Source organism: Sphingomonas sp., from assembly GCF_039595165.1.
Classification (GTDB): Bacteria; Pseudomonadota; Alphaproteobacteria; order Sphingomonadales; family Sphingomonadaceae; genus Sphingomonas.
The window spans coordinates 1-24,389 of the sequence record NZ_JBCNMA010000043.1 but is presented as its reverse complement, the minus strand read 5'-3'; the positions used below and the strand labels follow the sequence as shown (position 1 = coordinate 24,389).

The following is a 24,389-nucleotide window of genomic DNA, read 5'->3' as shown; positions in this document are numbered from 1 at the left end:
GGACCGCAGGCCGCCATGTTGGCGGCCTGCGGTCCCACCACCATGCCCAATCGCGGGATCGAATCGGTCAACCAGCCGGTCGTCTCGCGCACCGACTATGTGTTCGACGCCGCGACCGACGGCGCCGGCTTCGCCCCGGGCGAGCGCGAGCGCGTCGCCGGCTGGCTGTCCTCGCTGCGCCTCGCTTATGGCGACCGCGTCTATGTCGACGATCCGGCGAACACCGGCGCGCGCAGCGAAGTGGCGGCCGAAGCCAATCGCTACGGCATCATGCTCTCCGGTCCCGCCCCGGTCACGCCGGGCGCGATCGCGCCGGGCACGGTGCGCGTGATCGTCAGCCGCATGCAGGCGAGCGTCCCCGGCTGTCCCGACTGGTCGCGCGCGCAGCAGCCCGAGACCGACAATGCCACCACCTCCAATTTCGGCTGCGCGGTCAACGGCAACCTCGCGGCGATGGTCGCGCGGCCCGAGGACCTGGTCCGCGGCCAGCCCGGCGCCGAGACCGCCGATACCGCCACCAACTTCAAGGCGATCGACGCGCTGCGCAAGGCGCAGCCGACCGGCGGCGGCGGCACCAACGTGAAGAGCGAGAGCACGGGAGGCGGCAAGTGAACGCACCATTCACCCCCGCCCGCGCCGCGCATCGCGAGCCGTTCGTCGCGTTCGTCTGCGACGAGACGACGGCCGAAGCGCTGCGCCCGATCGCGATCGAGCAGGGCTGGAACCCCGAGAAGGTCAACAAGGGCGGACTGCGCAACGCGGTGCAGACGCTGTCGGTCTCGGCCAGCCCCAACGTGCTGTTCGTCGATCTCTCCGAAAGCGGCGATCCGCTCAACGACATCAACGCGCTCGCCGAAGTGTGCGAGCCGGGCACGGTGGTGATCGCCGCCGGCCAGGTCAACGACGTCCGCCTGTATCGCGACCTCGTCGCCTCGGGCATCCAGGACTATCTGCTCAAGCCGCTCAACCCGGACATGCTGCGCGAGGCGTTCGTGCAGGCGCAGACGGTGCTCAACGCGCCCAAGGTCGCCGAACCGGGATCGGACCGGCCCCATTGCGCGGTCGCCGTGATCGGCACGCGCGGTGGCGTCGGCGCCTCGACGCTCGCCACCTCGCTGTCGTGGCTGCTGAGCGAGAAGGCCGGCCGCACCACCGCGCTGCTCGACCTCGACGTGCATTTCGGCACCGGCGCGCTCGCGCTCGACCTCGAGCCGGGACGCGGCCTCACCGACGCGATCGAGAATCCGAGCCGCATCGACGGGCTGTTCATCGAGCGTGCGATGGTCAAGGCTTCCGAGCGCCTCGCGGTGCTCTCGGCCGAAGCGCCGATCAATTCGCCGGTGATGACCGACGGCGCGGCCTTCTTCCAGCTGCAGGAGGAGATCCGCAGCGCATTCGAATGCACCGTGGTCGACCTGCCGCGCACCATGCTGGTCAACTATCCGCATCTGATCAGCGACGTTCAGGTCGCGGTGCTGGTGACCGAGCTGACGCTGGCCGCGGCGCGCGATGCGATCCGCATCCTCAGCTGGTTCAAGTCGAACGCGCCGCACACGCAGATGATCGTGGTCGCCAACCGCGTTCCCGCGGGCGGGCAGCTCGAGATCAGCCGCAAGGACTTCGAGGGCTCGATCGAGCGGCGCATCGACTATCTGATCCCCTACGAGCCCAAGACCGCGGTCCAGGCGGCCAAGCTCGGCAAGCCGCTCGCCGAGGCCGGCAAGGGCGTCAAGGGGCTCGCCCCGCTGTCGGAGATCGCGGATCGGGTCGTCTGCTATACCGACGCCGCCGCGGAGGACACCGAGAGCAAGGGCTTGAAGGGCGGCAAGGGCGCCAAGGCCGCGGGAGACAAGGGCGGCTCGCTGCTCGGCAAGCTCTCCGGCATCTCGATCAAGCTGCAGAAGAAGAAGTAACGGGCCGGCGCCCCGCCGGTCCCAGGGTTCGGAGTCGTTGCGAGCATGGACATGCTGCCGTTGATGCTGCTGGCGGGAGGCGCCTTCATGGTGCTGGCGCTGCTCGTTCTCGCCTTTGCCGGACCGTCGGCGGAGAAGGCGGGCGCGCGGCGGCTGACCTCGCTGCGCGACCGGCACACCGGCGTCGGCAGCAGCGGCGCGGTCGAGGCGCAGCTGCGCAAGATCTCGACCGCGCGCGCCAGCAACATGGACAAGGCGGCGGCACGCTTCCTTCCCAACCCGGCATTGCTCGGCAAGCGGTTGGCGATGACCGGCAAGGGCTGGACGGTGGGGCAATATGGCCTGGCGACGCTCGGTCTGGCCCTAGTGGTCACCGCGGCGATGTGGTTCCAGGGCCTGCCGATCCTGCTCGCGCTGCTCGCCGGGCTCGCCGTCGGCGTGGGACTGCCGCACATGGTGGTCGGCTTCTTCATCTCGAAGCGGATCAACGCGTTCAACGCCAAGTTCCCCGACGCGATCGAGCTGCTGGTGCGCGGCCTGCGCTCGGGCCTGCCGATCACCGAGACGATGGGCGTGGTCGGCGCCGAGGTCGAAGGGCCGGTCGGCGAGGAATTCCGCGCCATCTCCGACAAGATGAAGATCGGCCGCACGCTCGACCAGGCGCTGCAGGAGACCGCGGACCGGCTCGGCACGCCCGAGTTCCAGTTCTTCACCATCACCATCGCGATCCAGCGCGAGACCGGCGGCAACCTCGCCGAGACGCTCGCCAACCTCGCCGACGTGCTGCGCAAGCGCGGGCAGATGAAGCTCAAGATCCGCGCGATGTCGTCCGAATCGAAGGCGTCGGCCTACATCATCGGCTCGCTGCCCTTCATCGTGTTCGTGCTGATCTGGTTCATCAGCGGCGAATACATGCAGAAATTCTTCACCGACGAGCGGCTGATGGTGGCCGGCGGCGGCGGGATCGTCTGGATGGGCCTTGGTGCGTTCATCATGGCCAAGATGATCAGCTTCGAGATCTGATGCCATGATGAGCAGCTCCACCGGCCCAACCCTTCTCGGCGTCGACATCATCTATGTCGCGACCCTGCTCGCCGGCGTCGCGGCGTTCTGCGTGCTCGTCGCCATCTATGCCGCGACCACGGTGCGCGACCCGATGGCGAAGCGCGTCAAGGCGCTCAACGAGCGGCGCGAGCAGTTGAAGGCCGGCATCAGCGCCTCGACCAGCAAGCGCCGCGCGAAGCTCGTCCGCCAGAACGACACCACCGACAGGCTCCGCTCCTTCCTGTCCTCGCTCAAGGTGCTGCAGGACGAGCAGGTCAAGGTCGCGCAGCGCAAGCTGCTCCAGGCCGGCATCCGCTCGAAGGACTATGCCTATGCCGTGATCTTCGGCCGCATGGTGCTGCCGATCGTCGTCGGCGGTCTCATGGTGTTCCTCGTCTACGGCACCGACTTGTTCGCCGACTGGTCGGCGATCAAGGCCTATGGCCTGGTCGCGGGCAGCTTCATCGCGGCCTATAAGGGGCCCGACATCTACCTCAAGAACAAGATCGACAAGCGCAGCGCGGCGATCCGCAAGGGCGTTCCCGACGCGCTCGACCTGCTGGTGATCTGCGCCGAGGCGGGCCTCACCGTCGACGCCGCGTTCGGCCGCGTCGCCAAGGAGCTGGGCAAGGCCTATCCCGAGCTGGGCGAGGAATTCTCGCTGACCGCGATCGAGCTCGGCTTCCTCACCGACCGCCGCCAGGCGTTCGAGAACATGGCGACGCGCATCGACCTCGATTCGATCCGCGGCGTGGTCACCACGATGATCCAGACCGAGAAATACGGCACCCCGCTCGCTTCGGCGCTGCGCGTGCTCTCGGCCGAGTTCCGCAACGAGCGCATGATGCGCGCCGAGGAAAAGGCCGCGCGCCTGCCCGCGATCATGACCGTGCCGCTGATCCTGTTCATCCTGCCGGTGCTGTTCGTCGTGATCCTCGGCCCTGCCGCCTGCTCGATCAACGACGCGCTGATGAGCGGCTGAGGCCGTACCCCGGACGCCCCACTGGCGCCGGCCGGCGTCGCTGGCTAAATTGTTACGGTTGCTGCCAGAAAGGCTCGTCGATGCCGTTCACATCGCCCCTTGGCTGGGTCCTGCTCGCCGCCGCGCTGCTCGCCGGCTGGCTGTTCGGGATCGCCTTCAGTCCGCAGAGCCACCAGCTGCGCAAGCGCTTCCGCGAGCGCGAGGTGATCATCGCCAAGTACAAGCGCGAGATGGAGAAGGCGCTGGTCAAGGCGCGCCAACGGATCCGCCAGCTCGAGCGGGAGCGCGACGGCGTGGCGGATGAAGCCGCTGCGCCGCAGCCGGAAACCGAGGACGCGGACGCCGGTCCGAAAGACTAGCGCGCTTTGCTCAAGCCTCCCCCGCCAGGGAGAGGATCAGCGTTGCGCCACGGCGCCGGTCACCAGCACCGCGCGGTAATTCTCGATTACCTCGGCGAGCGGACGGCCCTGCCCGTCGACCACCAGCGCGCGGTGGCGCAGGATCGTCGCCGGCGCCTCGCCCTCGCCGTCCCACAGGACCCGCGTCGAGACCGTCCGGCGGCTCGGCGACAGCGGCAGGATCACGCGGCCGAACGGCACGTCGCTGGTCTCCAGCGCCGCGTTCATCTCGGCCGTCAGGCGGCTGGCGACGTACCAGTTGAGCGCCTCCGACAGCACCTGCGCGCCGCACATCAGATAAACGCGGCGATAGCCCAGCCGCTCGCCCGCCGCGTCGAGCCGGCGCCGCGCAGCCGCCTCGCCCGCCACGAGCCGGTCGCGGCGCACCTGCGCGTGCACGCGCGGGCCATCGGCAAGGCCCAGCGCCGCGCAGCGCGCCTCGAGCACTTCGGTGGCGGTGCGGCCATTCAGGAGTTCGGCGTTGAGGCGGTCGACGGGATTCATTTCAAGGCGTGCATTCAGGACTGTCGCGCCCGCCATCGCCGCCACGCCGGTCACCTGCTCTTGAGCGCCGCCTGCGCCGCGGCCAGCCGCGCGATCGGCACGCGATAGGGCGATGCCGACACATAGTCGAGCCCCGTCGCCTCGCAGAACGCGATCGAGGCGGGATCGCCGCCATGCTCGCCGCAGATGCCGAGCTTGATGTCGGGCCGCGTCGCCCGCCCGCGCTCGGCCGCCAGGCTGATCAGCTCGCCCACCCCCTCGACGTCGATCGAGACGAACGGGTCGCGGGCATAGATGCCCTTCTCGACATAAGTCGTCAGGAACCGGCCGGCATCGTCGCGGCTGACGCCGAGCGTAGTCTGGGTCAGGTCGTTGGTGCCGAACGAGAAGAACGCCCCCACCTCGGCGATCTCGCCCGCGCGCAACGCCGCGCGCGGCAGCTCGATCATCGTGCCGACGAGATAGTCGATCGTGCGGCCCTTCTCGGCGAACACCGCCTGGGCGGCCTTGTCGACCACCGCCTTCATCAGCTCGAGCTCGCGCTTGGTCGCGACCAGCGGGATCATCACCTCGGGCACCGGCGCGGCCCCTGATTTCTCCGCCACCTCGCACGCCGCCTCGAAGATCGCGCGCGCCTGCATCTCGTAGATCTCGGGATAGGTCACGCCGAGGCGGCAGCCGCGATGGCCGAGCATCGGGTTGAACTCGTGCAACTCGGCGGCGCGGCGGCGCAGCGTCTCCACGTCGAGCCCGGCGGCCTGCGCCACCTCGGCGAACTCGGCCTCCTCGTGCGGCAGGAACTCGTGCAGCGGCGGGTCGAGCAGGCGGATCGTGCAGGGCAGCCCCGCCATCACCTCGAAGATCTCGGCAAAGTCCTTGCGCTGCTCGGGCAGAAGCTTGTCGAGCGCGGCGCGGCGGCCCTTCTCGCTGTCCGCCAGGATCATCTGGCGCACCGCGGTGATCCGCGCCGCGTCGAAGAACATGTGCTCGGTGCGGCAGAGGCCAATGCCCTCCGCCCCGAACTCGCGCGCGGTGCGGCAGTCGAGCGGGGTCTCGGCGTTGGTGCGCACCTTGAGGCGCCGCACCCCGTCGGCCCATTCCATCAGCGTGCCGAAGTCGCCGGCGAGCTCGGGCTGGATCGTCGGCACCTCGCCCACCATCACCTCGCCGGTCGAGCCGTCGATCGTGACGATCTCGCCTTCCCTCACCTCGCGGGTGCCGACTCGCATGACGCCCTCGGCGCCCTTGATCGACAGCGTCCCCGCGCCCGAGACGCACGGGCGGCCCATGCCGCGCGCGACCACCGCGGCGTGGCTGGTCATCCCGCCACGCGCGGTCAGGATGCCCTTCGCGGCATGCATGCCGTGGATGTCCTCGGGGCTGGTCTCGACGCGGACGAGGATCACCGCCTCGCCATTCGCCGCCGCGCGCTCGGCGGTGTCGGCGTCGAACACCACCTTGCCCGACGCCGCGCCGGGCGAGGCGGGCAGTCCCTTGGTCAGCACGTCGCGCGGCGCTTGCGGGTCGAGCGTCGGGTGGAGCAGCTGGTCGAGCGCCGCCGGATCGACCCGCGCGATCGCTTCCTCGCGCGTGATCAGCCCCTCATTGGCCATGTCGACCGCGATCTTGAGCGCGGCCTTGGCGGTGCGCTTGCCCGAGCGCGTCTGCAGCATCCACAATTTGCCCTGCTGCACCGTGAACTCGATGTCCTGCATGTCGCGATAGTGGCGCTCGAGCAGGTCGAAGACGCGGGCGAGTTCGGCATAGGTCTCGGGCATCGCCTCTTCCATCGAGAGCGGCTTGGCCCCCGCCGCCTCGCGCGCGGTCCTGGTCAGATATTGCGGCGTGCGGATGCCGGCGACGACGTCCTCGCCCTGTGCGTTGATCAGGAACTCGCCATAATAGGCGTTCTCGCCGGTCGAGGGGTCGCGGGTGAAGGCGACGCCGGTGGCCGACGTGTCGCCCATGTTGCCGAACACCATCGCCTGCACGTTGACCGCGGTGCCCCAGTCGCCGGGAATGTCGTTGAGGCGGCGATAGACCTTGGCGCGCTCCGACTGCCACGATCCGAACACCGCGCCGATCGCGCCCCACAATTGGTCGTGCACGTCCTGCGGGAAGGCCTTGCCGTCCCACAATTCGACCACCAGCGCCTTGTACTCGGCGACCAGTCCCTGCCAGTCCTTGGCGGTCATCTCGGTGTCGAGGAAATAGCCGCGATCTTCCTTGGCGATCTCGAGCGCTTCCTCGAACCGGCCATGGTCGAGCCCGAGCACCACGTCCGAATACATCTGGATGAAGCGGCGATAGCTGTCCCACGCGAAACGCTCGTCGCCGCTGGTCGCGGCCAGCCCCTGCACCGTGTCGTCGTTGAGCCCGAGGTTGAGGACGGTGTCCATCATCCCCGGCATCGACACCCGCGCCCCCGAACGGACCGAGACCAGCAGCGGATCGGCGGCGTCGCCGAACTTCTTGCCGGTCACCGCCTCGATATGCGCCACGCCGTTCGCGACTTCGGCCTTCAGGCTGTCGGGGAAGCTTTCGCCCTGCTCGTAATAGAGCGCGCAGACCGGCGTGGAGATGGTGAAGCCCGGGGGCACCGGCAGGCCGATGCCGGCCATGCCGTCGAGGTTCGCGCCCTTGCCGCCGAGCAGGTTCTTGTCCTGCTTGCCGCCGTCGTCGACGTTGCCGCCGAAGCGATACACATAGCGAGTCATTCCATCCCCTTCGCTGACGCCCTCCCCGGCGCTTTCGCCGCGCCTACCGCAGGTGCGAACGGTGCGAAAGGGCTTGTCCAGCGGTGTCAGCGAACAGAATTGCTTAGGCCTGACAAAAGCGGACAGGCTTTCCGGGTGCGGAAGTCAAAAGCGCGTGTGAGGCGGCCCTTCAATCCTCCCCCGCCAGGGGGAGGTGGCAGGCGCAGCCTGACGGAGGGGGAGGATACCGAAGCAATCGTTGGGGAGTCTGCCCCCTCCGACGCCTTCGGCGCCGCCTCCCCCTGGCGGGGGAGGATCGCCTGCCCTCAGCCCTCGATCTTCCCGAAATCAGCGACCCGGTGCACCGCATCGCGCATCCGCGCGAGCAGCGCGAGCCGGGACTCGCGCTTGGCCGGATCGGCATCGTTGACCGTGACGTCGGCGAAGAACGCGTCGATCGGCGCGCGCAGCGTGGCGAGCGCGGCCATCGCCGCCTCGAACCGCTCGGACTCGACCGCGGCGGCGGCCTTGGGCTCGGCATCGTCGAGCGCCGCGATCAGCGCGGCCTCGGCAGGTTCGGGCGCATAGGAAAGCTCCACCCGGCCAACGCCCGCCCCACTCCCATCGTCACCCCGGCCTTGAGCCGGGGCGGGGCCGCCTTCACCGCCGCCAGAGAAGCCCTGTCCCGGCTCAAGGCCGGGATGACGGGTAGGGGCAGCGTACCCCTCCTTCTTGAGGATATTCGCCGCCCGCTTGTACCCGGCGAGCAGGTTCGCCCCGTCGTCGGTCGCCATGAACGCCTGCAGCGCATGCACGCGCGCGAGCAGCCGGACGAGATCGTCCTCCCCGCCCAGCGCGAACACCGCGTCGATCAGGTCGTGGCGGACCCCCGCCTCGCGCTGCTGGACCTTGAGGCGGTCGGCGAAGAAGTCGAGGAGTTCGGTCGGATCCAGATCGGGTCCGACGGCCCCTTCCTCACCGGGCGCGCCGAGACCGAGCACCGCCTGGGCGAATACCCGTTTGAGATCGATGCGCGTTCCGTTGACGAGGATCGTCTGGATCGTCTGCAGCGCGGCGCGGCGCAGCGCGAACGGATCCTTCGAGCCAGTCGGACGAATGCCCTGCGCAAAGAAGGCAGCGAGCGAATCGATACGATCGGCCAGCGCGACGCAGGCCGCGATGCAGCCCTCGACCGCCGCAACATATTGCTGGTTCAAGGCAGCGACGATGCCGGGCTTTTCGCCCGCCGCCTCGGCATAATAGCCGCCCATGATGCCTTGCAGCTCGGGGAACTCGCCGACCATGCCGGTTGTCAGGTCCGCCTTCGCGAGCAAGCCGGCGCGGCGCGCGGTCGCCGGATCGCGCTCGGGAAAATAATGGGTGCAGATGAACTCGGCCAGCGCGGCGATCCGTTCGGCCTTGGCGCGCAGCGTGCCCATGCCCTCGTAGAACAGCATCGATTCGAGCTGCGGCAAGCGGTTCTCCAGCGGAACCTTCAAGTCCGTCTCGTAGAAGAACCGCGCATCGCTCAGCCGCGCCGCCAGCACCTTCTGGTTGCCCTCGACGATCTTCGCCCCGCCATCGGCCGCGTCGATGTTCGCGGTGCACACGAACGCGTTGGCGAGCTTCCCCGCCGCATCCTGGCACACGAAATACTTCTGGTTCACCCGCGCCGTCAGCTGGATCACCTCGGGCGGCACGTCGAGGAACGCCTCGTCGAAGCGGCCGAGCAGCGGCACCGGCCACTCGGTGAGGCCGGCATTCTCGACCAGCAGCCCCTCGTCCTCGATCAGCGTGAGGCCGGCCTTCTGCGCCGCCATCTTGGCGCCGAGCGCGATGATGTTGCGGCGCTCGGCCTGGTCGACCACGACATGGCAGGCGCGCAATTTCTCGACATAGTCCGCCGCCGAGCCGATCGTGATCACGCCCGGATGATGGAAGCGATGCCCCACCGTCGCCGCGCCCGAGCGCACGCCGTCGATCAGCCCGTCGATCACGCGCTCGCCGAAGATCGCGACGATGCCCTGCAGCGGGCGCACCCAGCGCAGGCTTTCGGTCGACAGCGACTCCGCGCCCCAGCGCATCGACTTGGGCCAGGCGAAGGTGCGGATGACGAGCGAGATCGTCTCGGTCAGCACATTACAGGTATCGCGGCCGGGACGATCGAAGATCGCGAAATAGACCCCGTCGCGCTCGACCAGGTCGCCGCGCTTGAGGCGGTTCTTGTTGAGGAACCCGTCGATGGCGACGTCCGGCGCGCCGACGCGCGGGCCCTTGATCTCCTCCGACACGGCATCGGTCTGGTCGGGCAGGCCCTTCAGGATCAACGCGAGCCGGCGCGGCGTGGCGTAGGTGACGACGTCGGTCGCCTTGAGGCCGGCCTTGTCCAGCTCGCTGGTGAACAGACGGGCCAAATCCTCCCTCGCGCGATCCTGCATCCGCGCGGGGATTTCTTCGGAGCGGAGTTCGAGGAGGAAGTCGGTCATAGGATTGGTTCACGCGATGGCGCGATGGCGCGAAGAGAAGAGTTGGTTCGCGCAGAGACGCGGAGACGCGGAGAGGTGGCGCTGCCGCGCAGCGGCTTGCTCAGCTCATGGGTCCCGCGCGCTGCAACGGTGGAATTTTGAAGGCGCTTCGCGCAAAGAACAGGCATCTCCGCGCCTTCGCGCCTTCGCGTGAACCCGATCATCACGCGCTCCACCCGTTCTTCTCCATCCACGCCGCGCACGATCCCTTCGCCAGGTCGCGCACCCGCCCGATATAGGCCTGCCGCTCGGCGACCGAGATCACGCCGCGGGCGTTGAGCAGGTTGAAGATATGGCTCGCCTCGATCGCCTGCTCGTACGCCGGGATCGGCAGCCCCGCGCCAAGGCAGTTCTCGCATTCGGCCGCGGCCTTGCGGAACAGGTCGAACAAAGTCTCGGTATCGGCGATCTCGAAGTTCCACTTCGACATCTGCTTCTCGTTCTCGAGGAACACGTCGCCATAGGTGAAGCCGGGCTTGCCATCCTGCGCGTCGTTGAACGCGAGGTCGTACACGCTGTCCTTGTTCTGGATGTACATCGCCAGCCGCTCGAGCCCGTAGGTGAGCTCGCCCGACACCGGCTTGCAGTCGAAGCCGCCCATCTGCTGGAAATAGGTGAACTGGGTCACCTCCATCCCGTCGCACCACACTTCCCAGCCAAGGCCCCAGGCGCCGAGCGTCGGACTTTCCCAGTCGTCCTCGACGAAGCGGATGTCGTGCCGGGTGAAATCGATCCCGATCGCGGCGAGCGAGCCGAGGTACAGCTCCTGCAGGTCCGGCGGCGAAGGCTTCAGGATCACCTGATACTGGTAGTAATGCTGCAGCCGGTTGGGGTTCTCGCCATAGCGGCCATCCGTGGGCCGGCGGCACGGCTGCACGAACGCCGCGTTCCACGGGTCCGGCCCCAGCGCGCGCAGCGTCGTCGCGGTGTGGAACGTCCCCGCGCCCATGCGCATGTCATAGGGCTGGAGGATCAGGCAGCCCCGCTGGCTCCAGTAGTCATGGAGCTTGAGGATCATGCCCTGGAAGCTGAGCGGCGTGGTCATATGGGCCCGCGCTTTGGCGCAGGGGTGCGGCAGGGTCAACAGCGCGCGCTGGTTAACCGCGCGGTGGTTGACGGCGCCGCCGGGGATCGGCTTGGAAGCGGGGGATGCTCAAGCCTGCCTTTCCCGCCCTCGCCGCTCTCCTGCTCTCCGGTTGCTCGATCCTCGGCAGCGACGCCGATCCGGCGCTGTGGGTGGTCAGGGATGCGGACACCACCGTCTACCTGTTCGGCACGGTGCATGTGCTGAAGCCCGGCATGCGCTGGTTCGACGAGGGCGTGCGCGAGGCGTTCGACGCGAGCGACGAGGTGGTGCTCGAGATCGCCAGGCCCGATCCGCAGGCGATCGCGGCCTTGACCGCGCAGCTCGGCACGCGCGGCGGCCCGCCCTTCGCGCCTGAGGTCGACGCGGCGGCGCGGAAGCTCGGCATGGCCAAGGGCGAGATCGACCGGATGGAGCCGTGGCTCGCTGCGCTGACCTTGAGCCAGCTCGCGGTGGCGAAGGCGGGCTACGGCACCGAGGACGGAGTCGAGGCGGCGCTGTCGAGCGCGGCCGAGCGCGCCGGCAAGCCGGTCAAGGCGCTCGAATCGGTGCGTGCGCAGCTGATGATGTTCGACGGCCTGTCCGGCGCGGCGCAGAGCGCGATGCTCGACGCGACGGTCAAGGAAGTTCCCGAGGCGGGCAAGCGGCTCGAGCGCTTCGTCACCGCCTGGGGCGCGGGCGATGCCGAGACGGTGGGCGCGGAGATGAACCGGGTCGCCGAGGCCTCGCCCGAGGTCGCCGACGCGCTGGTGGCGCGGCGCAACGCGCGCTGGGCGAACTGGGTCGCGGCGCGGATGAGCCGGCCCGGCACGGTGTTCGTCGCGGTCGGCGCGGGGCATCTCGCCGGCAAGGGCAGCGTCCAGGCCCTGCTCTCGGAGAAGGGGCTGAAGGCCGAGCGGGTGGCGTATTGAACCGATAATCCTCCCCCGCCAGGGGGAGGTGGCGCCGAAGGCGACGGAGGGGGCGGATTCCAGAACGCTGGCGGCGGACTTCCTCCCCCTCCGTCACGCTGCGCATGCCACCGCCCCCTGGCGGGGAGGATTGAGTTGCTTTCTCCCCCACCCTCCCCTATAGGCGCGCGCTTCCGGTCAGGGTCATCCCTGGAGGCCTGGCCGGGGTTGAACCACTTAGCGCATAGGAACGACACATGAGCGACACGCTTACGCTGTCGGCCGAGACGCGCGACCGGGTTGGCAAGGGAGCCTCCCGTGCGCTGCGTCGTAAAGGCCGCGTCCCCGCCGTGATCTACGGCAACAATCAGGAACCGCTGAGCATCCACCTTGAGGAGCGTGCGCTCGTCAAGGCGCTGCATACCGGCCACTTCTTCAACTCGGTCGTGATGATCGAGGGCGCCGGCGGCAAGCCGATCCGCACCCTGCCCAAGGACGCTGCGCTCGACGTCGTGACCGATCGTCCGGTCCATGTCGATTTCCTGCGCATTTCCGAGCATGCCAAGGTGACCGTGAACGTTCCCGTGGTGTTCGCCGATGAGGACGCCTCGCCGGGCCTCGAAAAGGGCGGCGTGCTCAACATCGTCCGCCACGAGCTCGAGCTGGTGTGCGACGCCTCGGAGATCCCGAGCGAGATCACCGTCTCGCTGAACGGCCTCGACGTCGGCGATTCGCTGCACATCTCGGCGGTGACCCTGCCCAAGGGCGTCGAGAGCGCGATCGACGATCGCGACTTCACCATCGCCACGATCGTCGCCCCGTCGGCGCTCAAGGCCGAGGAAGCCGAAGCCGCGGAAGCGGCCGAGGCCGAAGCGGCGGCTGACGAGGCCGCGGCCGAGGGCGATACCCCGGCCGACGAGGCCGCCGAGGGCGAGACCGCCGGTCCGACCGACGGCGAAGCCAAGGACGGCGAGTAAGCCTTTTCCCCTCACCGGGGATCGATTAGACGCCTCCGCACCCCGGTGCGGGGGCGTTCTTGTTTGAGTTACCGCACCAGCCCGCTCCCCCACCCGGCCACCCGACGGCAGTATCATATGGGTGGCCGGGTGGGGGAGCGGGCTGGTGCCGCTAGACGGAAAATGACGATGCAACTGTGGGTGGGACTTGGCAATCCGGGGCCGCAATATGCGATGAACCGGCACAATGTCGGCTTCATGGCGGCCGACGCGATCGCCGAGGTGCACGGCTTCACCCCGCCCGCGAAGAAATTCCAGGGCTGGCTGCAGGAAGGCCGCGTCGGCGGCGAGAAGATCCTGCTGCTCAAGCCCGCGACCTATATGAACGAAAGCGGGCGTGCGATCCGCGCCGCGCTCGACTTCTACAAGCTGGCGCCCGAGGACGTCACCGCGTTCCACGACGAGCTCGACCTCGCCCCGTTCAAGGTCAAGGTGAAGCGCGGCGGCGGCGCGGCGGGGCAGAACGGGATCCGCAGCACGATCAGCCATGTCGGGCCGGACTTCCGCCGCGTGCGCATCGGCATCGGCCATCCCGGGCACAAGGACCGCGTCACCGGCTACGTCCTCGGCAACTATTCCAAGGCCGAGATCGAGCCGCTCTCCGACCTGCTCGGCGCGATCGCGGCCGAGGCGGAGTGGCTCGCCAAAGGTGACGACGCGCGCTTCATGAGCGACGTCGCGCTGCGCCTGCATCAGACGCCGTAAGGGCGTCTTTTAGATTGCCGCACCGGCTCCGCTCCCCCCCCCGGCCACCCAACGCCAGTGTATTCTATGGGTGGCCGGGTGGGGGAGCGGGCCGGTGCGGCCTCCATTAAAAAGAAAAGGCCGGGCGAACCCGGCCTTCTCCAGATCGTCGTGAGGCGGGATCAGCCCTGGCGGCCGATCACCACGCCGACCGCGCGGTTGTCGGTGCCGGTGATCGCGAAGGTGATGCCGATCTCGGTCGCCTTCGGCCCATAGGCCAGGCCCTGGAAGGTGCCGCCCGCGGGGCTGCCCGGGCCGAAGCTGCCGGTGAACTGGTTGTTGCCCGCCGCGATCGCGCCGGTGCCGGTATAGGTGCCGTACGGCGTGCCGTCCTCCCGCGTCAGGTTGAGCGTCAGGTTGACCAGGCCCGTGGCATAGTTGAGCAGGACCGTCACGGTGCCGCCGAGCTTCTGCACGGTGCTCGCGCCGGCGCCGGGCGAGATCACCACGCGGCCGGCGATCCGCGCGATATAGCTGGAGCTGCCGGTGGTCGGCATGTCGCTGGGCACGGTGGGATAGCCGAAGGTGCCGTAGGTCACGCGCTTGGCGCCCGTCGTGCTGTCGCCGCGCCACCACGCGCCATAGCTGACATAGGGACGCGCCAGATTGACGTCGCTGGTGACCACGGTGGGCGTCATGGTGAGCGTGTTGTTGAGCAGCTCGAGCTGGGTGAACTGGCCCGGCGTGGTCGGCGCGGTGCTCTCGCGATAGACATATTCGGTGACCGTCGTCGCCGGCGCCACGAGCAGGTCGGCACCGGTGAAGCGCGATTCCTCGGTATTCTCGCGCACCACCACCTCGGTCGTCTGGCTGGTCGACGCGGTGCTCTGCAGCGCCAGGCGCACGCGGTTCGAGAAGCCGTCGGTGCCGGCGGTGCCGAGCGTGACCGGCCCCGCGGCGGGATCGCCGGTATAGCTCATCGCCGCGCTGACCGTGAACACCTCGGCCGCTGCCGTGAGCGGGAGGGTCGAGTAGCTGATCGGCGAGGGCGACGGGCTCGGCGTCGGAGTCGGCGAGGGCGTGGGCGTCGGATCGGGGTCGCCGCCGCCGCATCCGGCGACAGTCAGCGCCACGGCGGTGCTGGCGATCAGAATGGAACGGCGAATCATGCTTCGACTCCTGTTACTTGCCCATCTGCAAGGCGCCTCGCGCCTTTACCGCGGATGAACGGGCATGTGCCCGCAAGGGTTGCGTGCGTACTCCGGTAGCGTGACGGAGACGGAAACGAAAGACCGCAATTGGCCTCGGGCACTCGAGCGCCAGGCCCGCTTCCCGATCCTCCCCCGCCAGGGGAGGATTCCGGATCGCTACAGGCGCTCAGCCTCCCGTCGCCGCCATGATCTGCCGCAGCTCCTGGATCTTGCCCAGGCGCTCGGCCGGGCTGAGCTTGGCCATCGTGCCGGTGCCGAACTCGGCCGCGCTCTGGACGCAGGTCGCGAAGGTCGCCTGTCCCTGCGCGCGGTCGCCCTGGGCGAAACCGCTCGCGATCTGGTCGTTCGCCGCCCAGGCGAGATAGGTATCGAGATTGGCCTTGGACAGCTCGGGCTTGGGCGGTGCCGCGGGCACGACCTGGTCGCCGAGCTTGTTCGCGATCATCGTGCGGTAATAGGCCAGGAACGGCGCCGCGCCGCCGGTGATCGAGCGCGGCACCGGGCTGTCGAGGAACTTCTCCTGCCATTTGACCGCGGCGTAGCAGCGCGTGTTGAGCGCGAGCGCATCGTCGAGCAGCTTCGCCTTCTCGGCCGCCGCCGCCTTCGCCCTGGCCTCCGCCGCAGCCTTCTCCCTGGCCGCCTGGTCGCCGCAGCCGGCCAGCGCGACGAGCGCCAGCGGCGCCAGGATTGCGATGCGATTCATGGACTTCCTTCCTGTTTCAGGCGCTCGACTTTGCCGTCCGCAACGGGGGTGTCAACTGCAGCAGCTTGGCTGGCGACGTCGTTTGAAGCAGCCGGGCTGTTCCCCTGCGAAAGCAGGGGCCCAAGGTCCGGAGCGCATCGCTTGTGGCCCTGGCCCCCTGCTTTCGCAGGGGAACATCATCCAAATGGAAAGATGCCCTCAAACCGCGTCACCCCACGTCTTGCGCCACCGGCGCGGGCGTGCTGTGCGCAGGGGCATGACGATCCGCACCCTGTTCGCCACCCGCTTCTCGCAAACCGCGCTGAACGACGACGCGCTGCTCGCCGAGCTCGGCGACGCCTGCCGCGACCTCGCGGCCGCGGATCGCGCGGGCCGGGCCTGGTCGAAGGCGCACGGCTATCGCGGCTACACCTCCTACGCCTCGCTCGACGACCTGCCCGCGCGCGACCCGCGCTTCGGCGACCTGGTCCGCCACCTCAACCGCCACGCCGCGCGCTTCGCCGCCGAATGCGCGTTCGACCTGGCCCGCAAGCCCCGGCTCGACAGCCTGTGGGTCAACATCCTGAAGCCCGGCGGCACGCATTCGGGGCATATCCACCCGCACAGCATCATCTCGGGTACCCTCTATGTCGACATCCCGCCGGGCGCGGGCACGCTCAAGCTCGAGGATCCGCGGCTGCCCTTGATGATGGCCGCGCCGCCGCGCCGTCCGGATGCGCCGGAGGATTTGCAGACCTTCGTCTATGCCGAGCCGGCGCCGGGCACGATCTTCCTGTGGGAGAGCTGGCTGCGCCACGAGGTGGTCGCGGGCACCGCCAGGGCCGAGCGCGTCAGCATCAGCTTCAACTACCGATAAATCGCACCGGGCCGACGATTTCCGGGAACCATTGCGCATGTGATACGATTCATCTGCCTGAGGCTCAGGAGATTTGTCATGCGCAAGGGTTTGACCGCACTTCTCGCGCTCTCGCTTGCCCTCCCTGCCGTCTCCGCGCCCATTCTGGGCACGGCGCACGCGCAGAGCTGGGAAGAGCGCGAGCGCGCACGCGACCGCGAATGGAACGACCGCCGCGGCCGCGATTATCGCCGTGACGGCCGTCGCGACTATCGCTGGTATGGCGACCGCAGCGACCGCCGCTGGGATCCCTATGACAATTACCGCAGCGGCAACTATCGCGAGCGCCGCCTGACGCGGAACGACCGTATCTATCGCGGCCGCGACAACCGCTATTATTGCCGCCGCAACGACGGCACCACCGGCCTGGTGGTCGGCGCGGCGCTGGGCGGCATCCTGGGCGGCGCGATCGGCAATGGCGACCTGCTCGGCGTGATCCTCGGCGGCTCGGGCGGCGCGCTGCTCGGCCGCGAGATCGACCGCGGCAACGTGCGCTGCCGCTGATCCGCGCAGCTCAATGAGAATGGCCCGCTGGTTTCCGACCGGCGGGCCTTTCATAGTCGATCCTCCCCCGCCAGGGGGAGGTGGTATGCGAAGCATGACGGAGGGGGAGGTCGGCGACTCTCTAGCGGGGGTAGCCCTCCCCCTCCGTCGCCTTCGGCGCCACCTCCCCCTGGCGGGGGAGGATTTTGCACGCTGGCCTTTTCCGCCGTCCCGCCCTATCTGCGCGCCTTTCCCGGACTACAGGACCAGATCATGGGCTTTCGCTGCGGCATCGTCGGCCTGCCGAATGTCGGCAAATCGACGCTCTTCAACGCGCTGACCGAGACCGCCGCGGCGCAGGCGGCCAACTATCCGTTCTGCACGATCGAGCCGAATGTCGGCAACGTCGCCGTACCCGACGACCGGCTTCAGGCGCTGGCGAAGATCGCCGGATCGGCCAAGATCATCGAGACTCAGCTCGGCTTCGTCGACATCGCCGGCCTGGTGCGCGGCGCGAGCAAGGGCGAAGGCCTCGGCAACCAGTTCCTCGGCAACATCCGCGAGGTGGACGCGATCGTCCACGTCCTGCGCTGCTTCGAGAATGACGACATCCAGCATGTCGACAACAAGGTCGATCCGATCGCCGACGCCGAGACGGTCGAGACCGAGCTGATGCTGTCCGACCTCGAATCGCTCGAGAAGCGCGTCCCCAACCTCCAGAAGAAGGCCGCGCAGGGCGACAAGGAAGCGAAGATCGCCGCCTCGGTGCTCGGCCAGGCGCTCGACCTGCTGCGCGACGGCAAGCCCGCGCGGCTGACTCAGCCCAGGGATGTCGAGGAGGAGCGCGTCCTCAAGCAGGCGCAGCTCATCACCGCCAAGCCCGTCCTCTATGTCTGCAACGTCAACGAGGAGGACGCCGCCGACGGCAACGAATTCTCCGCGCGCGTGTTCGACAAGGCCAGGGCCGAGGGTGCCGAGGCCGTCGTCGTCTCCGCCGCGATCGAGGCCGAGATCGCGACCATGCCCGCCGACGAGCGCGGCGAGTTCCTGTCCGAGCTCGGGCTCGAGGAGACCGGCCTCGCCCGCGTGATCCGCGCCGGCTATTCGCTGCTCCATTTGCTGACCTTCTTCACCGTCGGCCCCAAGGAAGCGCGCGCCTGGACCACCCATGTCGGCGCCAAGGCGCCGCAGGCCGCGGGCGAGATCCACACCGATTTCGAGCGCGGCTTCATCCGCGCCGAGACCATCGCCTATGACGACTATGTCAAGTTCAACGGCGAGGCCGGCGCGCGCGACAACGGCAAGCTGCGCTCGGAAGGCAAGGAATATGTCGTCCAGGACGGCGACGTGATGCTGTTCCGCTTCAACGTCTGAGCCTATCGCTCCACTTTATCGTCACCCCGGCCTTGTGCCGGGTCCACGGGAGGCGGGCGCTGACGCTAGAGCCTCCGGCCATTCAAGCTCAACCGGACAGGCTTCGATCGTCAGCCCGGGCTTGACCCGGGCCAGGGCTTCTTCTGAACCGGTCGAGAAGGTAAGCCCAACGCCAGCACAAGGCGGGGGACGACACGGGAAGCCGGCCAGCCGACTCCAGCCGTGCTGCGATCCTGCTTCCACTTGCGCGACATCTGCTCTCGGCAGGACGGACATGCCCCGAAGCGGAATCGCCAACATCGTCCACGACATGTTCCGTACGCGCCGTTCGAAACCCTCGCCGCGAGTCGGGCCTGAGGTCTCCGCTGCGATCCTGTCTTCGGCGCGCGCACGGCAGAGAATGGCGGAAGTCCGCGCATTTCACGGCCTCGCTTTCCTACATGATCCAACTAGGTTACAATGCGATCTTCGGCATAACCAAAACGCCAAAGTAGAACCGCGAGCATGCAACGGAACGTGACTTGATCAAGAATCCCTACCCGAACGCCCAGCGGAACGTCTTGGCGATCGCCAATGTCGAGCCGCGCACCAGCGGCGTCGCGGCCGGGCGCTTGAGGCCGTGCATCGCGCGCGCCCAGTCGGGCAGCAGGTCGACCGCCGCGGCGAAGATCGCGGTCTGCGCGGGCGCGACGACGAGGCTCGGCGCGGGATGGTCGAGCACGAAGCGCGCGACCTCGCGGGTGCGGGCGTCGACCATCAGCCGCGGGCGCATCGCCGCGATCAGCGCGTCGGCCTCGGCCTTGCTGCGCGGGACCGGATCGGCGCCGAGCGCCTCCGCGATGCGCGCGGTCTCGGCATAATAGATATCCTCTTCGGCCCGCGTTATCGGCACGCCGTAACGTTGCCACGCGGCAAGAAAGCTATACATTTCAGTGACATGCACCCAGGCGAGTAGCGCAGGATCGTCGGCGCGATAGGGCGTGCCGTCGGGCAGTGTCCCCGCGACCCGCTCGTGCACCTCGCGCACCTTGGCGATCGTCGCCTCGGCGATGCCGCGCTCGGCATAGGTGGTCTCGGCGATGAAGCGCGCCGTGCGCCTGAGGCGCCCGAGCATGTCCTTGCGGAAGGCGCTGTGGTCCCACACCCCCGCCAGCACCGCCGGGTGGAGCATCTGCAGCAGCAGCGAGGCGACCCCGCCGACCATCATCGTGGTGACGTCGCCATGCACCCGCCAGGTGACGCTGCCGCGCGGAAACAGCGCGTCGTCGCTGCGCTGGACCGGCTTCTCGCCCTTCTCCTGGTCGTTGAAGGTGCGGCGCACCACGCCGATCAGGCGGGCGCGGAGTCCGGCGGAAAGGTCGGGCGGCGGCATCGCCGCGAAGCTAGGGGCGACGCTCGACCGCGACAAGGTTGGCGGCGCGGCGGACGCACGCTAAATGGGGGCGATGCTCGTCCGCCTGTTCGTGATGCTGGCGCTGGTCCTCAGCACCCTGCCCGCCCCGGCGGCGGCGGCACCGCCATGCCATGACGAGCCGGCAATGGCGATGGCGGGGCATGCGATGGCGATGGACGAGGCGCCCGCCCCCCAGCCCGACTTGCCGGTGAAGATGGGCAAGGCGCTGTGCGTCGGCTGCATCGCGCCCGCGACGCTCAGGCTGGTGCGAGTCGCGCCACCGCGCCTGCACATCGTCAGCCATGGGCTGCCGCCGCTGGCCGCCGGGTTCGCCGGCGCGGCGCTGACGCCCGAGCCACCCCCTCCGCGCGCCTGATCGTCGCCGGGGTTCCTTGCCCCGTTCGCACGATCACACACGGAGATTTGAGATGAAGACGCAACTCCCGCTCGCCGCCCTGCTGGCGGCGGCGCCGCTGCCCGTCGCAGCGGCCCAGCAGCACGACCATGGCCAGCACCAGATGCCGGCTCCCGCACCGACGCCGACGCCGGCGCCCTCCCCCACGCCCGCGCCGCATCAGCATGACGAGCATGGCGCGGCGAAGGCGGAGGCTCCGGCGGAGTCGCCTGCCAACGCCGCGATCGCCTCGGGCACCGCGCTGCTCCCCGCGGCGGAGGGCGGCCAGCATGGCGGGCTGCACCTCATGGCCGGCGACTGGATGATCATGGGCCATGGCTATCTGTGGGGCGTGGTCACCGACCAGGGCGGACCGCGCGGCGGCGACATGGCGTTCGTCCAGTCGATGGGCATGGTCACCGCCGCCCGCGATCTGGGCGAGGGCGCGCGGATCGAGCTCAGGACGATGTTCAGCCTGGAGCCGCTGATGGGACGGCGCGGCTATCCCAACCTGTTCGCCACCGGCGAGACCGCGTTCGGCCAGGCGCTGGTCGACCGCCAGCACCCGCACGACCTGTTCATGGAGCTGGCGGCCCGCGTCGAGGTCGATGTCGCCGACGGCGCCACCGCCTTCCTCTATGGCGGACCGGTCGGCGAGCCGGCGCTGGGCCCGCCCGCCTTCATGCACCGCCGTTCGGCGCGCTACCAGCCGATGTCGCCGATCGCGCATCACTGGTTCGATTCGACTCACATCACCTATGGCGTCGCGACCGCGGGGGTGCGTACCCGCGCGCTTCAACTCGAAGGTTCGCTGTTCACCGGGCGCGAACCCGACGAGGAGCGCTGGGGAATCGATACGCCCAAGTTCGATTCGTGGAGCGTCCGCGCGACGCTCACCCCCTCGCCCAACTGGGCGATGCAGGTGAGCCATGGGCGGCTCAAGGAGCCGGAGGCGCTGCACGGCGGGGACGAGGCGCGGACCACCGCGAGCATTCATTATGCCCGTGGCGGCCTCTCCGCGGCGCTCGCCTTCTCGGCCAAGAACCGCATCCCCGGCGACACCCTCACCGCCTGGCTGGCCGAGGCGAACTGGGACATCGACGCCCGCCACACGCTGTTCGGACGTGCCGAGGTGACCGACAACAGCGAGCTGTTCCCCGACCACGCCCATCCGCTGCACGACCGGGCATTCCGCGTCGCGCGGTTCGAGGGCGGCTATGCCTATCGCATCCCGCTGGCAAAGTCGGTCAATCTCGCGCTGGGCGGGACGGTGGCGGCCTATGCCAAGCCCGACGCGCTCGATCCCTATTACGGCAAGTCGCCGGTCAGCGTGACCGGCTTCGCCAAGCTCTCGCTCGGCAACTGAACGGCGGAGGGGACGGGTATGCCCGTCCCCCCTTGCCAAAAACAGGTTTCAGGTCGAAACTGATCGCATGAGATATTTCGAGGACCTGACGGTCGGCGAGAAGGCGAGCTTCGGCTCCTACGCGGTGACGCGCGAGGAGGTGCTGGAATTCGCGGGGAAATACGACCCGCAGCCCTTCCACCTCTCGGACGAAGCCGCGGCCAGGACGCATTTCCGGAAGCTCGCGGCGAGCGGCTGGCACACTTGCGCGATGACCATGTCGATGTTCGTCGAGCATATGAAGGCGAATCCCTCGGCCAGCCTCGGCGCGGGCGGGATCGACGAGCTGCGCTGGATCAAGCCGGTCTATCCCGGCGACACGCTGCGCTGCGAGAACGAGCTGCTCGAGAAGACGCCGATGGACAAGCGCCCCGAAATGGGCCGCACCCGCGCGCGGATGACCGTGTTCAACCAGCATGACGAGCCGGTGATGAGCTTCATCGCGCGCGGGCTGGTGGCGCGGCGGCCGGCGGATTAAGGCGGGCCGCTTCAACTTGAATTGTGCTCCTGCGAAAGCAGGAGCCTGGAGCCGCGAGGTGCATCGCCAGTGACCCTGGGCCCCTGCGCTCGCAGGGGAACAGAAGCCATCTACCCCCACGGCTGGCTTAGTCGCGGCGGTCGCGCCGGTTCTCGCGCCGCAGTTCGCGCCGGTCCTGACGATATTCGCGGCGATACTCGCGCCGGTCGTCGCGTCGCTCGGCGCGATATTCGGGCCGGGTCACCTGGCCGCTGCGATAGGCTTGACGATCCTGGCGCCGATCCTGGCGATAGGCGCGGTCGTCGCCACGGCGGTCCTGGCGGAACTCGCGCCAGTTCTCGCGCACCTCGCGGTTGCCGCGCCAGTCGTGGCGGCGCTGCTCCCAATAGCGGCGCTGGCTGTCGCTCCAGCGGATCGGGCGGCGGTAGCGGTCGTAGACATAGTAGCCGGTGCCGGGATAGTAGTAATCCCCGTACCAGCCCCAATAGGGGCTGCCGTAGCTCCCATAGCCGCCATAATAGCCGTCGTCATAGTAACCACCGCCGCCATAGCCGAGCGAGACGCCGGAATAGCCATAGCCGTCGGTGCACGCGGACAGGCCGAGCGCGGCTGCGCCGATCAGCCCAGCGGTAAAGATGCGCGGGATGTACATGGTCACTCTCCACGGACGCGTCGAGCGTCCCATCCTACTGATAACGGGAGAGATAACGCACCGGTTCCTTAATGCCCCTTGAACGCTGTCAGGGCGGTCACATGGATCCCCTCGGCGCGCAGCGCATCGGCGCCGCCGAGCTCGGGCAGGTCCACCACGAACGCCGCCTGAGTCACTTGCGCGCCGGCCTTGCGCAGCAGGCGGACCGCGGCGCGCGCGGTGCCGCCGGTGGCGATGAGGTCGTCGATCAGCAGCACGCGCGCGCCCGGCGCGAACGCGTCGGCATGGATGGCGATGCGGTCGGTGCCATATTCGAGCGCATAGTCCTCGGCGACCGTGGCGCCGGGGAGCTTGCCGTCCTTGCGCACCAGCAGCACGCCCGCGCCGAGCGCGAGCGCGACGGGCGAGGCGAAGATGAAGCCGCGCGCCTCGATCCCGGCGACGAGGTCGACCGGGCCGTCCACGGCATCGACGATCGCCTCGACCGCGCGGGCGAGCCCGGCCGGATCGAGCAGCAAGGTGGTGATGTCGCGGAACATGATCCCCGGCTTGGGGAAATCCGGGATGGTGCGGATCAGCGCGGCGAGATCGTCGGCAGGCATCGTCTTGGCCCTCCAAGCGAACGGCCCGGGAATCGCTTCCCGGGCCGACGGAGAAATCATGTCCTGGCGGACGCTTAGTCCTTCACGCCCCGCCAGATCTGCTTCTTGGCGCCATAAGCGAGGAAGCAGAAGATCAGGAGGAAGATGACCGTCGCGAGGCCGGCGGTCTTGCGCGCTTCCATCTTGGGCTCGGCGGTCCAGGTCAGGAACGCGGCGACGTCCTTCGCGTAATTGTCGACCGTCGCGGCGGTGCCGTCCGAATAGGTCACCTGCCCGTCCTTGAGCGGCGGGGTCATCGCGATGTTGAGCGTCGCGAAATAGGGGTTGTAGTGCAGCCCCTGCGGCGTCTTCGCGTCCGGGAACTCCTTGAGCAGCTCGGCCGGCTGGTTCTGATAGCCGGTCAGCAGCGAGTAGATATAGTTGCTGCCGTCGTGACGCGCCTTGGCCATCAGCGAAAGGTCGGGCGGGATCGCGTTGTTGTTCGCGGCGCGCGCGGCGACGTCGTTGGCATAGACCAGCGGGAAGCGATCCGAGGGAATGCCGTCGCGGGTCGCCGGCTCGCCCGTCTCCGGGTTGACCGACGGCACCTGGAAGCCCTTGGCGATCGTCTTCACCTGGCCTTCGTCATAGCCCAGCGCCTGAAGGTCGCGGAACGACACCAGGCGCAGCGAGTGACAGGCCGCGCAGACCTCCTTGTAGACCTGCAGCCCGCGCTGGAGCTGGCGGTTGTCGTACTTGCCGAGCAGCCCGTTGAACGAGAAGTCCACCTTCTTGGGATGATGGTGGAATTCATGCTCCGCGGTCGCCGCGGGGGGCTCCTTGATCCAGTTGTAGACCGTGTCCCAGATGCCGAGGAGAAGGGCGAAGACGAAGCCGACGCCGATGATAAATCCGCCGATGCGAACCATGTTGTCTCAAGCCCCTTTTATTCGGCAGCCAGCGCGGTCTGAGCCGGCGAGGTGCCGCCCTTGCCCGCGAGCACCGCTTCGGTGATCGAGTTGGGCAGCGGACGCGGACGCTCCATCGCCGACACGATCGGCAGGATCACGAGGAAGTGCAGGAA

General features: G+C 68.6%; 24 protein-coding genes and 1 pseudogene. 14 read left to right on the top strand and 11 right to left on the bottom strand.

Annotated elements, in window-relative coordinates; genetic code table 11:
- From ABDV68_RS09700 to ABDV68_RS09680, 5 genes are all read left to right on the top strand, one after another.
- The coding region (locus ABDV68_RS09700; protein ID WP_343519667.1) for a CpaD family pilus assembly protein at positions 1 to 612 on the top strand (612 nt) is incomplete at its 5' end.
- Positions 609 to 1,913 (top strand): pilus assembly protein CpaE, encoded by a 1,305-nt coding sequence (locus ABDV68_RS09695; protein ID WP_343519666.1) that lies wholly within the window; start codon positions 609 to 611, stop codon positions 1,911 to 1,913. The genes ABDV68_RS09700 and ABDV68_RS09695, both read left to right, overlap by 4 nt.
- Before the next feature lie 45 nt (positions 1,914 to 1,958).
- A complete protein-coding gene (locus ABDV68_RS09690) occupies positions 1,959 to 2,936 on the top strand; it encodes a type II secretion system F family protein (protein WP_343519665.1) in 978 nt (325 codons plus the stop codon).
- A 7-nt stretch (positions 2,937 to 2,943) separates the two neighbouring features.
- The gene (locus tag ABDV68_RS09685; protein WP_343519664.1) at positions 2,944 to 3,939 is read left to right on the top strand and encodes a type II secretion system F family protein; all 996 of its coding nucleotides are present in this window, start codon (positions 2,944 to 2,946) and stop codon (positions 3,937 to 3,939) included.
- A gap of 80 nt (positions 3,940 to 4,019) precedes the next feature.
- Complete coding sequence (locus ABDV68_RS09680) at positions 4,020 to 4,298, top strand: hypothetical protein (protein ID WP_343519663.1); 279 nt, start codon at positions 4,020 to 4,022, stop codon at positions 4,296 to 4,298.
- A gap of 36 nt (positions 4,299 to 4,334) precedes the next feature.
- On the opposite strand, the gene ABDV68_RS09675 is transcribed toward ABDV68_RS09680, so the two are convergent.
- The 4 genes from ABDV68_RS09675 to ABDV68_RS09660 all read right to left on the bottom strand — a co-directional run bounded on the left by ABDV68_RS09675 (position 4,335) and on the right by ABDV68_RS09660 (position 11,107).
- A complete protein-coding gene (locus ABDV68_RS09675; RefSeq protein ID WP_343519662.1) occupies positions 4,335 to 4,841 on the bottom strand; it encodes a hypothetical protein in 507 nt (168 codons plus the stop codon).
- 50 nt (positions 4,842 to 4,891) lie between these two features.
- Complete coding sequence (ppdK, locus tag ABDV68_RS09670) at positions 4,892 to 7,558, bottom strand: pyruvate, phosphate dikinase (protein ID WP_343519661.1); 2,667 nt, start codon at positions 7,556 to 7,558, stop codon at positions 4,892 to 4,894.
- A 305-nt stretch (positions 7,559 to 7,863) separates the two neighbouring features.
- Positions 7,864 to 10,023, bottom strand: a complete 2,160-nt coding sequence (gene glyS / locus ABDV68_RS09665) for a glycine--tRNA ligase subunit beta (RefSeq protein WP_343519659.1) — start codon at positions 10,021 to 10,023, stop codon at positions 7,864 to 7,866.
- 202 nt (positions 10,024 to 10,225) lie between these two features.
- Positions 10,226 to 11,107: a glycine--tRNA ligase subunit alpha gene (locus tag ABDV68_RS09660; protein ID WP_343519657.1), complete on the bottom strand. Its 882-nt coding sequence runs from the start codon at positions 11,105 to 11,107 to the stop codon at positions 10,226 to 10,228.
- A gap of 104 nt (positions 11,108 to 11,211) precedes the next feature.
- Here ABDV68_RS09660 and ABDV68_RS09655 point away from each other — a divergent pair, with 104 nt between their 5' ends.
- The 3 genes from ABDV68_RS09655 to pth all read left to right on the top strand — a co-directional run bounded on the left by ABDV68_RS09655 (position 11,212) and on the right by pth (position 13,757).
- Entirely contained in the window at positions 11,212 to 12,057 is an 846-nt protein-coding gene (locus ABDV68_RS09655) for a TraB/GumN family protein (RefSeq protein ID WP_343519656.1), read from the top strand.
- 236 nt (positions 12,058 to 12,293) lie between these two features.
- Positions 12,294 to 13,013, top strand: a complete 720-nt coding sequence (locus tag ABDV68_RS09650; RefSeq protein ID WP_343519654.1) for a 50S ribosomal protein L25/general stress protein Ctc — start codon at positions 12,294 to 12,296, stop codon at positions 13,011 to 13,013.
- 168 nt (positions 13,014 to 13,181) lie between these two features.
- Positions 13,182 to 13,757 (top strand): aminoacyl-tRNA hydrolase, encoded by a 576-nt coding sequence (gene pth, locus ABDV68_RS09645; RefSeq protein ID WP_343519652.1) that lies wholly within the window; start codon positions 13,182 to 13,184, stop codon positions 13,755 to 13,757.
- A 161-nt stretch (positions 13,758 to 13,918) separates the two neighbouring features.
- On the opposite strand, the gene ABDV68_RS09640 is transcribed toward pth, so the two are convergent.
- Positions 13,919 to 14,905 carry a hypothetical protein gene (locus ABDV68_RS09640; protein ID WP_343519651.1) on the bottom strand — a complete coding sequence of 329 codons (987 nt, stop codon included), beginning with the start codon at positions 14,903 to 14,905 and terminating at the stop codon, positions 13,919 to 13,921.
- Between the two features lie 208 nt (positions 14,906 to 15,113).
- Positions 15,114 to 15,650, bottom strand: coding sequence for a hypothetical protein (locus ABDV68_RS09635; RefSeq protein ID WP_343519650.1), 537 nt, complete (start codon positions 15,648 to 15,650; stop codon positions 15,114 to 15,116).
- 256 nt (positions 15,651 to 15,906) lie between these two features.
- On the opposite strand from ABDV68_RS09635, the gene ABDV68_RS09630 reads away from it, so the two are divergent.
- From ABDV68_RS09630 to ychF, 3 genes are all read left to right on the top strand, one after another.
- A complete protein-coding gene (locus ABDV68_RS09630) occupies positions 15,907 to 16,506 on the top strand; it encodes a TIGR02466 family protein (RefSeq protein ID WP_343519649.1) in 600 nt (199 codons plus the stop codon).
- Positions 16,507 to 16,584: 78 nt separating this feature from the next.
- A complete protein-coding gene (locus ABDV68_RS09625) occupies positions 16,585 to 17,049 on the top strand; it encodes a glycine zipper 2TM domain-containing protein (RefSeq protein WP_343519647.1) in 465 nt (154 codons plus the stop codon).
- Between the two features lie 252 nt (positions 17,050 to 17,301).
- Positions 17,302 to 18,402 (top strand): redox-regulated ATPase YchF, encoded by a 1,101-nt coding sequence (gene ychF / locus ABDV68_RS09620; RefSeq protein ID WP_343519646.1) that lies wholly within the window; start codon positions 17,302 to 17,304, stop codon positions 18,400 to 18,402.
- 535 nt (positions 18,403 to 18,937) lie between these two features.
- Here the strand turns inward: ychF and ABDV68_RS09615 are convergent.
- Entirely contained in the window at positions 18,938 to 19,774 is an 837-nt protein-coding gene (locus ABDV68_RS09615) for an oxygenase MpaB family protein (protein ID WP_343519645.1), read from the bottom strand.
- 73 nt (positions 19,775 to 19,847) lie between these two features.
- Here ABDV68_RS09615 and ABDV68_RS09610 point away from each other — a divergent pair, with 73 nt between their 5' ends.
- From ABDV68_RS09610 to ABDV68_RS09600, 3 genes are all read left to right on the top strand, one after another.
- A complete protein-coding gene (locus ABDV68_RS09610) occupies positions 19,848 to 20,171 on the top strand; it encodes a hypothetical protein (RefSeq protein ID WP_343519644.1) in 324 nt (107 codons plus the stop codon).
- 52 nt (positions 20,172 to 20,223) lie between these two features.
- Positions 20,224 to 21,555, top strand: coding sequence for a hypothetical protein (locus ABDV68_RS09605; protein ID WP_343519643.1), 1,332 nt, complete (start codon positions 20,224 to 20,226; stop codon positions 21,553 to 21,555).
- A gap of 67 nt (positions 21,556 to 21,622) precedes the next feature.
- Entirely contained in the window at positions 21,623 to 22,072 is a 450-nt protein-coding gene (locus ABDV68_RS09600; RefSeq protein ID WP_343519641.1) for a MaoC family dehydratase, read from the top strand.
- 127 nt (positions 22,073 to 22,199) lie between these two features.
- Here the strand turns inward: ABDV68_RS09600 and ABDV68_RS09595 are convergent, their stop codons facing one another.
- The 4 genes and pseudogenes from ABDV68_RS09595 to ABDV68_RS09580 form a co-directional block, all read right to left on the bottom strand.
- Positions 22,200 to 22,724, bottom strand: a complete 525-nt coding sequence (locus ABDV68_RS09595; RefSeq protein WP_343519640.1) for a hypothetical protein — start codon at positions 22,722 to 22,724, stop codon at positions 22,200 to 22,202.
- A gap of 68 nt (positions 22,725 to 22,792) precedes the next feature.
- Entirely contained in the window at positions 22,793 to 23,326 is a 534-nt protein-coding gene (locus ABDV68_RS09590) for an adenine phosphoribosyltransferase (protein ID WP_343519639.1), read from the bottom strand.
- Between the two features lie 74 nt (positions 23,327 to 23,400).
- Positions 23,401 to 24,234 carry a cytochrome c1 gene (locus ABDV68_RS09585; protein ID WP_343519637.1) on the bottom strand — a complete coding sequence of 278 codons (834 nt, stop codon included), beginning with the start codon at positions 24,232 to 24,234 and terminating at the stop codon, positions 23,401 to 23,403.
- 17 nt (positions 24,235 to 24,251) lie between these two features.
- Positions 24,252 to 24,389 (bottom strand): annotated as a pseudogene (locus ABDV68_RS09580) (cytochrome b); the annotation flags it as partial.

Excerpts from the sequence above, each read along its gene's own strand:
- ABDV68_RS09690 (WP_343519665.1), top strand. The coding sequence starts at position 1,959 with ATGGACATGCTGCCGTTGATGCTGCTGGCGGGAGGCGCCTTCATGGTG.
- ABDV68_RS09685 (WP_343519664.1), top strand. The coding sequence starts at position 2,944 with ATGAGCAGCTCCACCGGCCCAACCCTTCTCGGCGTCGACATCATCTAT.
- ABDV68_RS09680 (WP_343519663.1), top strand. The coding sequence starts at position 4,020 with ATGCCGTTCACATCGCCCCTTGGCTGGGTCCTGCTCGCCGCCGCGCTG.
- ABDV68_RS09675 (WP_343519662.1), bottom strand. The coding sequence starts at position 4,841 with ATGAATCCCGTCGACCGCCTCAACGCCGAACTCCTGAATGGCCGCACC.
- ppdK (WP_343519661.1), bottom strand. The coding sequence starts at position 7,558 with ATGACTCGCTATGTGTATCGCTTCGGCGGCAACGTCGACGACGGCGGC.
- glyS (WP_343519659.1), bottom strand. The coding sequence starts at position 10,023 with ATGACCGACTTCCTCCTCGAACTCCGCTCCGAAGAAATCCCCGCGCGG.
- ABDV68_RS09660 (WP_343519657.1), bottom strand. The coding sequence starts at position 11,107 with ATGACCACGCCGCTCAGCTTCCAGGGCATGATCCTCAAGCTCCATGAC.
- ABDV68_RS09655 (WP_343519656.1), top strand. The coding sequence starts at position 11,212 with ATGCTCAAGCCTGCCTTTCCCGCCCTCGCCGCTCTCCTGCTCTCCGGT.
- ABDV68_RS09650 (WP_343519654.1), top strand. The coding sequence starts at position 12,294 with ATGAGCGACACGCTTACGCTGTCGGCCGAGACGCGCGACCGGGTTGGC.
- pth (WP_343519652.1), top strand. The coding sequence starts at position 13,182 with ATGCAACTGTGGGTGGGACTTGGCAATCCGGGGCCGCAATATGCGATG.
- ABDV68_RS09640 (WP_343519651.1), bottom strand. The coding sequence starts at position 14,905 with ATGATTCGCCGTTCCATTCTGATCGCCAGCACCGCCGTGGCGCTGACT.
- ABDV68_RS09635 (WP_343519650.1), bottom strand. The coding sequence starts at position 15,650 with ATGAATCGCATCGCAATCCTGGCGCCGCTGGCGCTCGTCGCGCTGGCC.
- ABDV68_RS09630 (WP_343519649.1), top strand. The coding sequence starts at position 15,907 with ATGACGATCCGCACCCTGTTCGCCACCCGCTTCTCGCAAACCGCGCTG.
- ABDV68_RS09625 (WP_343519647.1), top strand. The coding sequence starts at position 16,585 with ATGCGCAAGGGTTTGACCGCACTTCTCGCGCTCTCGCTTGCCCTCCCT.
- ychF (WP_343519646.1), top strand. The coding sequence starts at position 17,302 with ATGGGCTTTCGCTGCGGCATCGTCGGCCTGCCGAATGTCGGCAAATCG.
- ABDV68_RS09615 (WP_343519645.1), bottom strand. The coding sequence starts at position 19,774 with ATGCCGCCGCCCGACCTTTCCGCCGGACTCCGCGCCCGCCTGATCGGC.
- ABDV68_RS09610 (WP_343519644.1), top strand. The coding sequence starts at position 19,848 with ATGCTCGTCCGCCTGTTCGTGATGCTGGCGCTGGTCCTCAGCACCCTG.
- ABDV68_RS09605 (WP_343519643.1), top strand. The coding sequence starts at position 20,224 with ATGAAGACGCAACTCCCGCTCGCCGCCCTGCTGGCGGCGGCGCCGCTG.
- ABDV68_RS09600 (WP_343519641.1), top strand. The coding sequence starts at position 21,623 with ATGAGATATTTCGAGGACCTGACGGTCGGCGAGAAGGCGAGCTTCGGC.
- ABDV68_RS09595 (WP_343519640.1), bottom strand. The coding sequence starts at position 22,724 with ATGTACATCCCGCGCATCTTTACCGCTGGGCTGATCGGCGCAGCCGCG.
- ABDV68_RS09590 (WP_343519639.1), bottom strand. The coding sequence starts at position 23,326 with ATGCCTGCCGACGATCTCGCCGCGCTGATCCGCACCATCCCGGATTTC.
- ABDV68_RS09585 (WP_343519637.1), bottom strand. The coding sequence starts at position 24,234 with ATGGTTCGCATCGGCGGATTTATCATCGGCGTCGGCTTCGTCTTCGCC.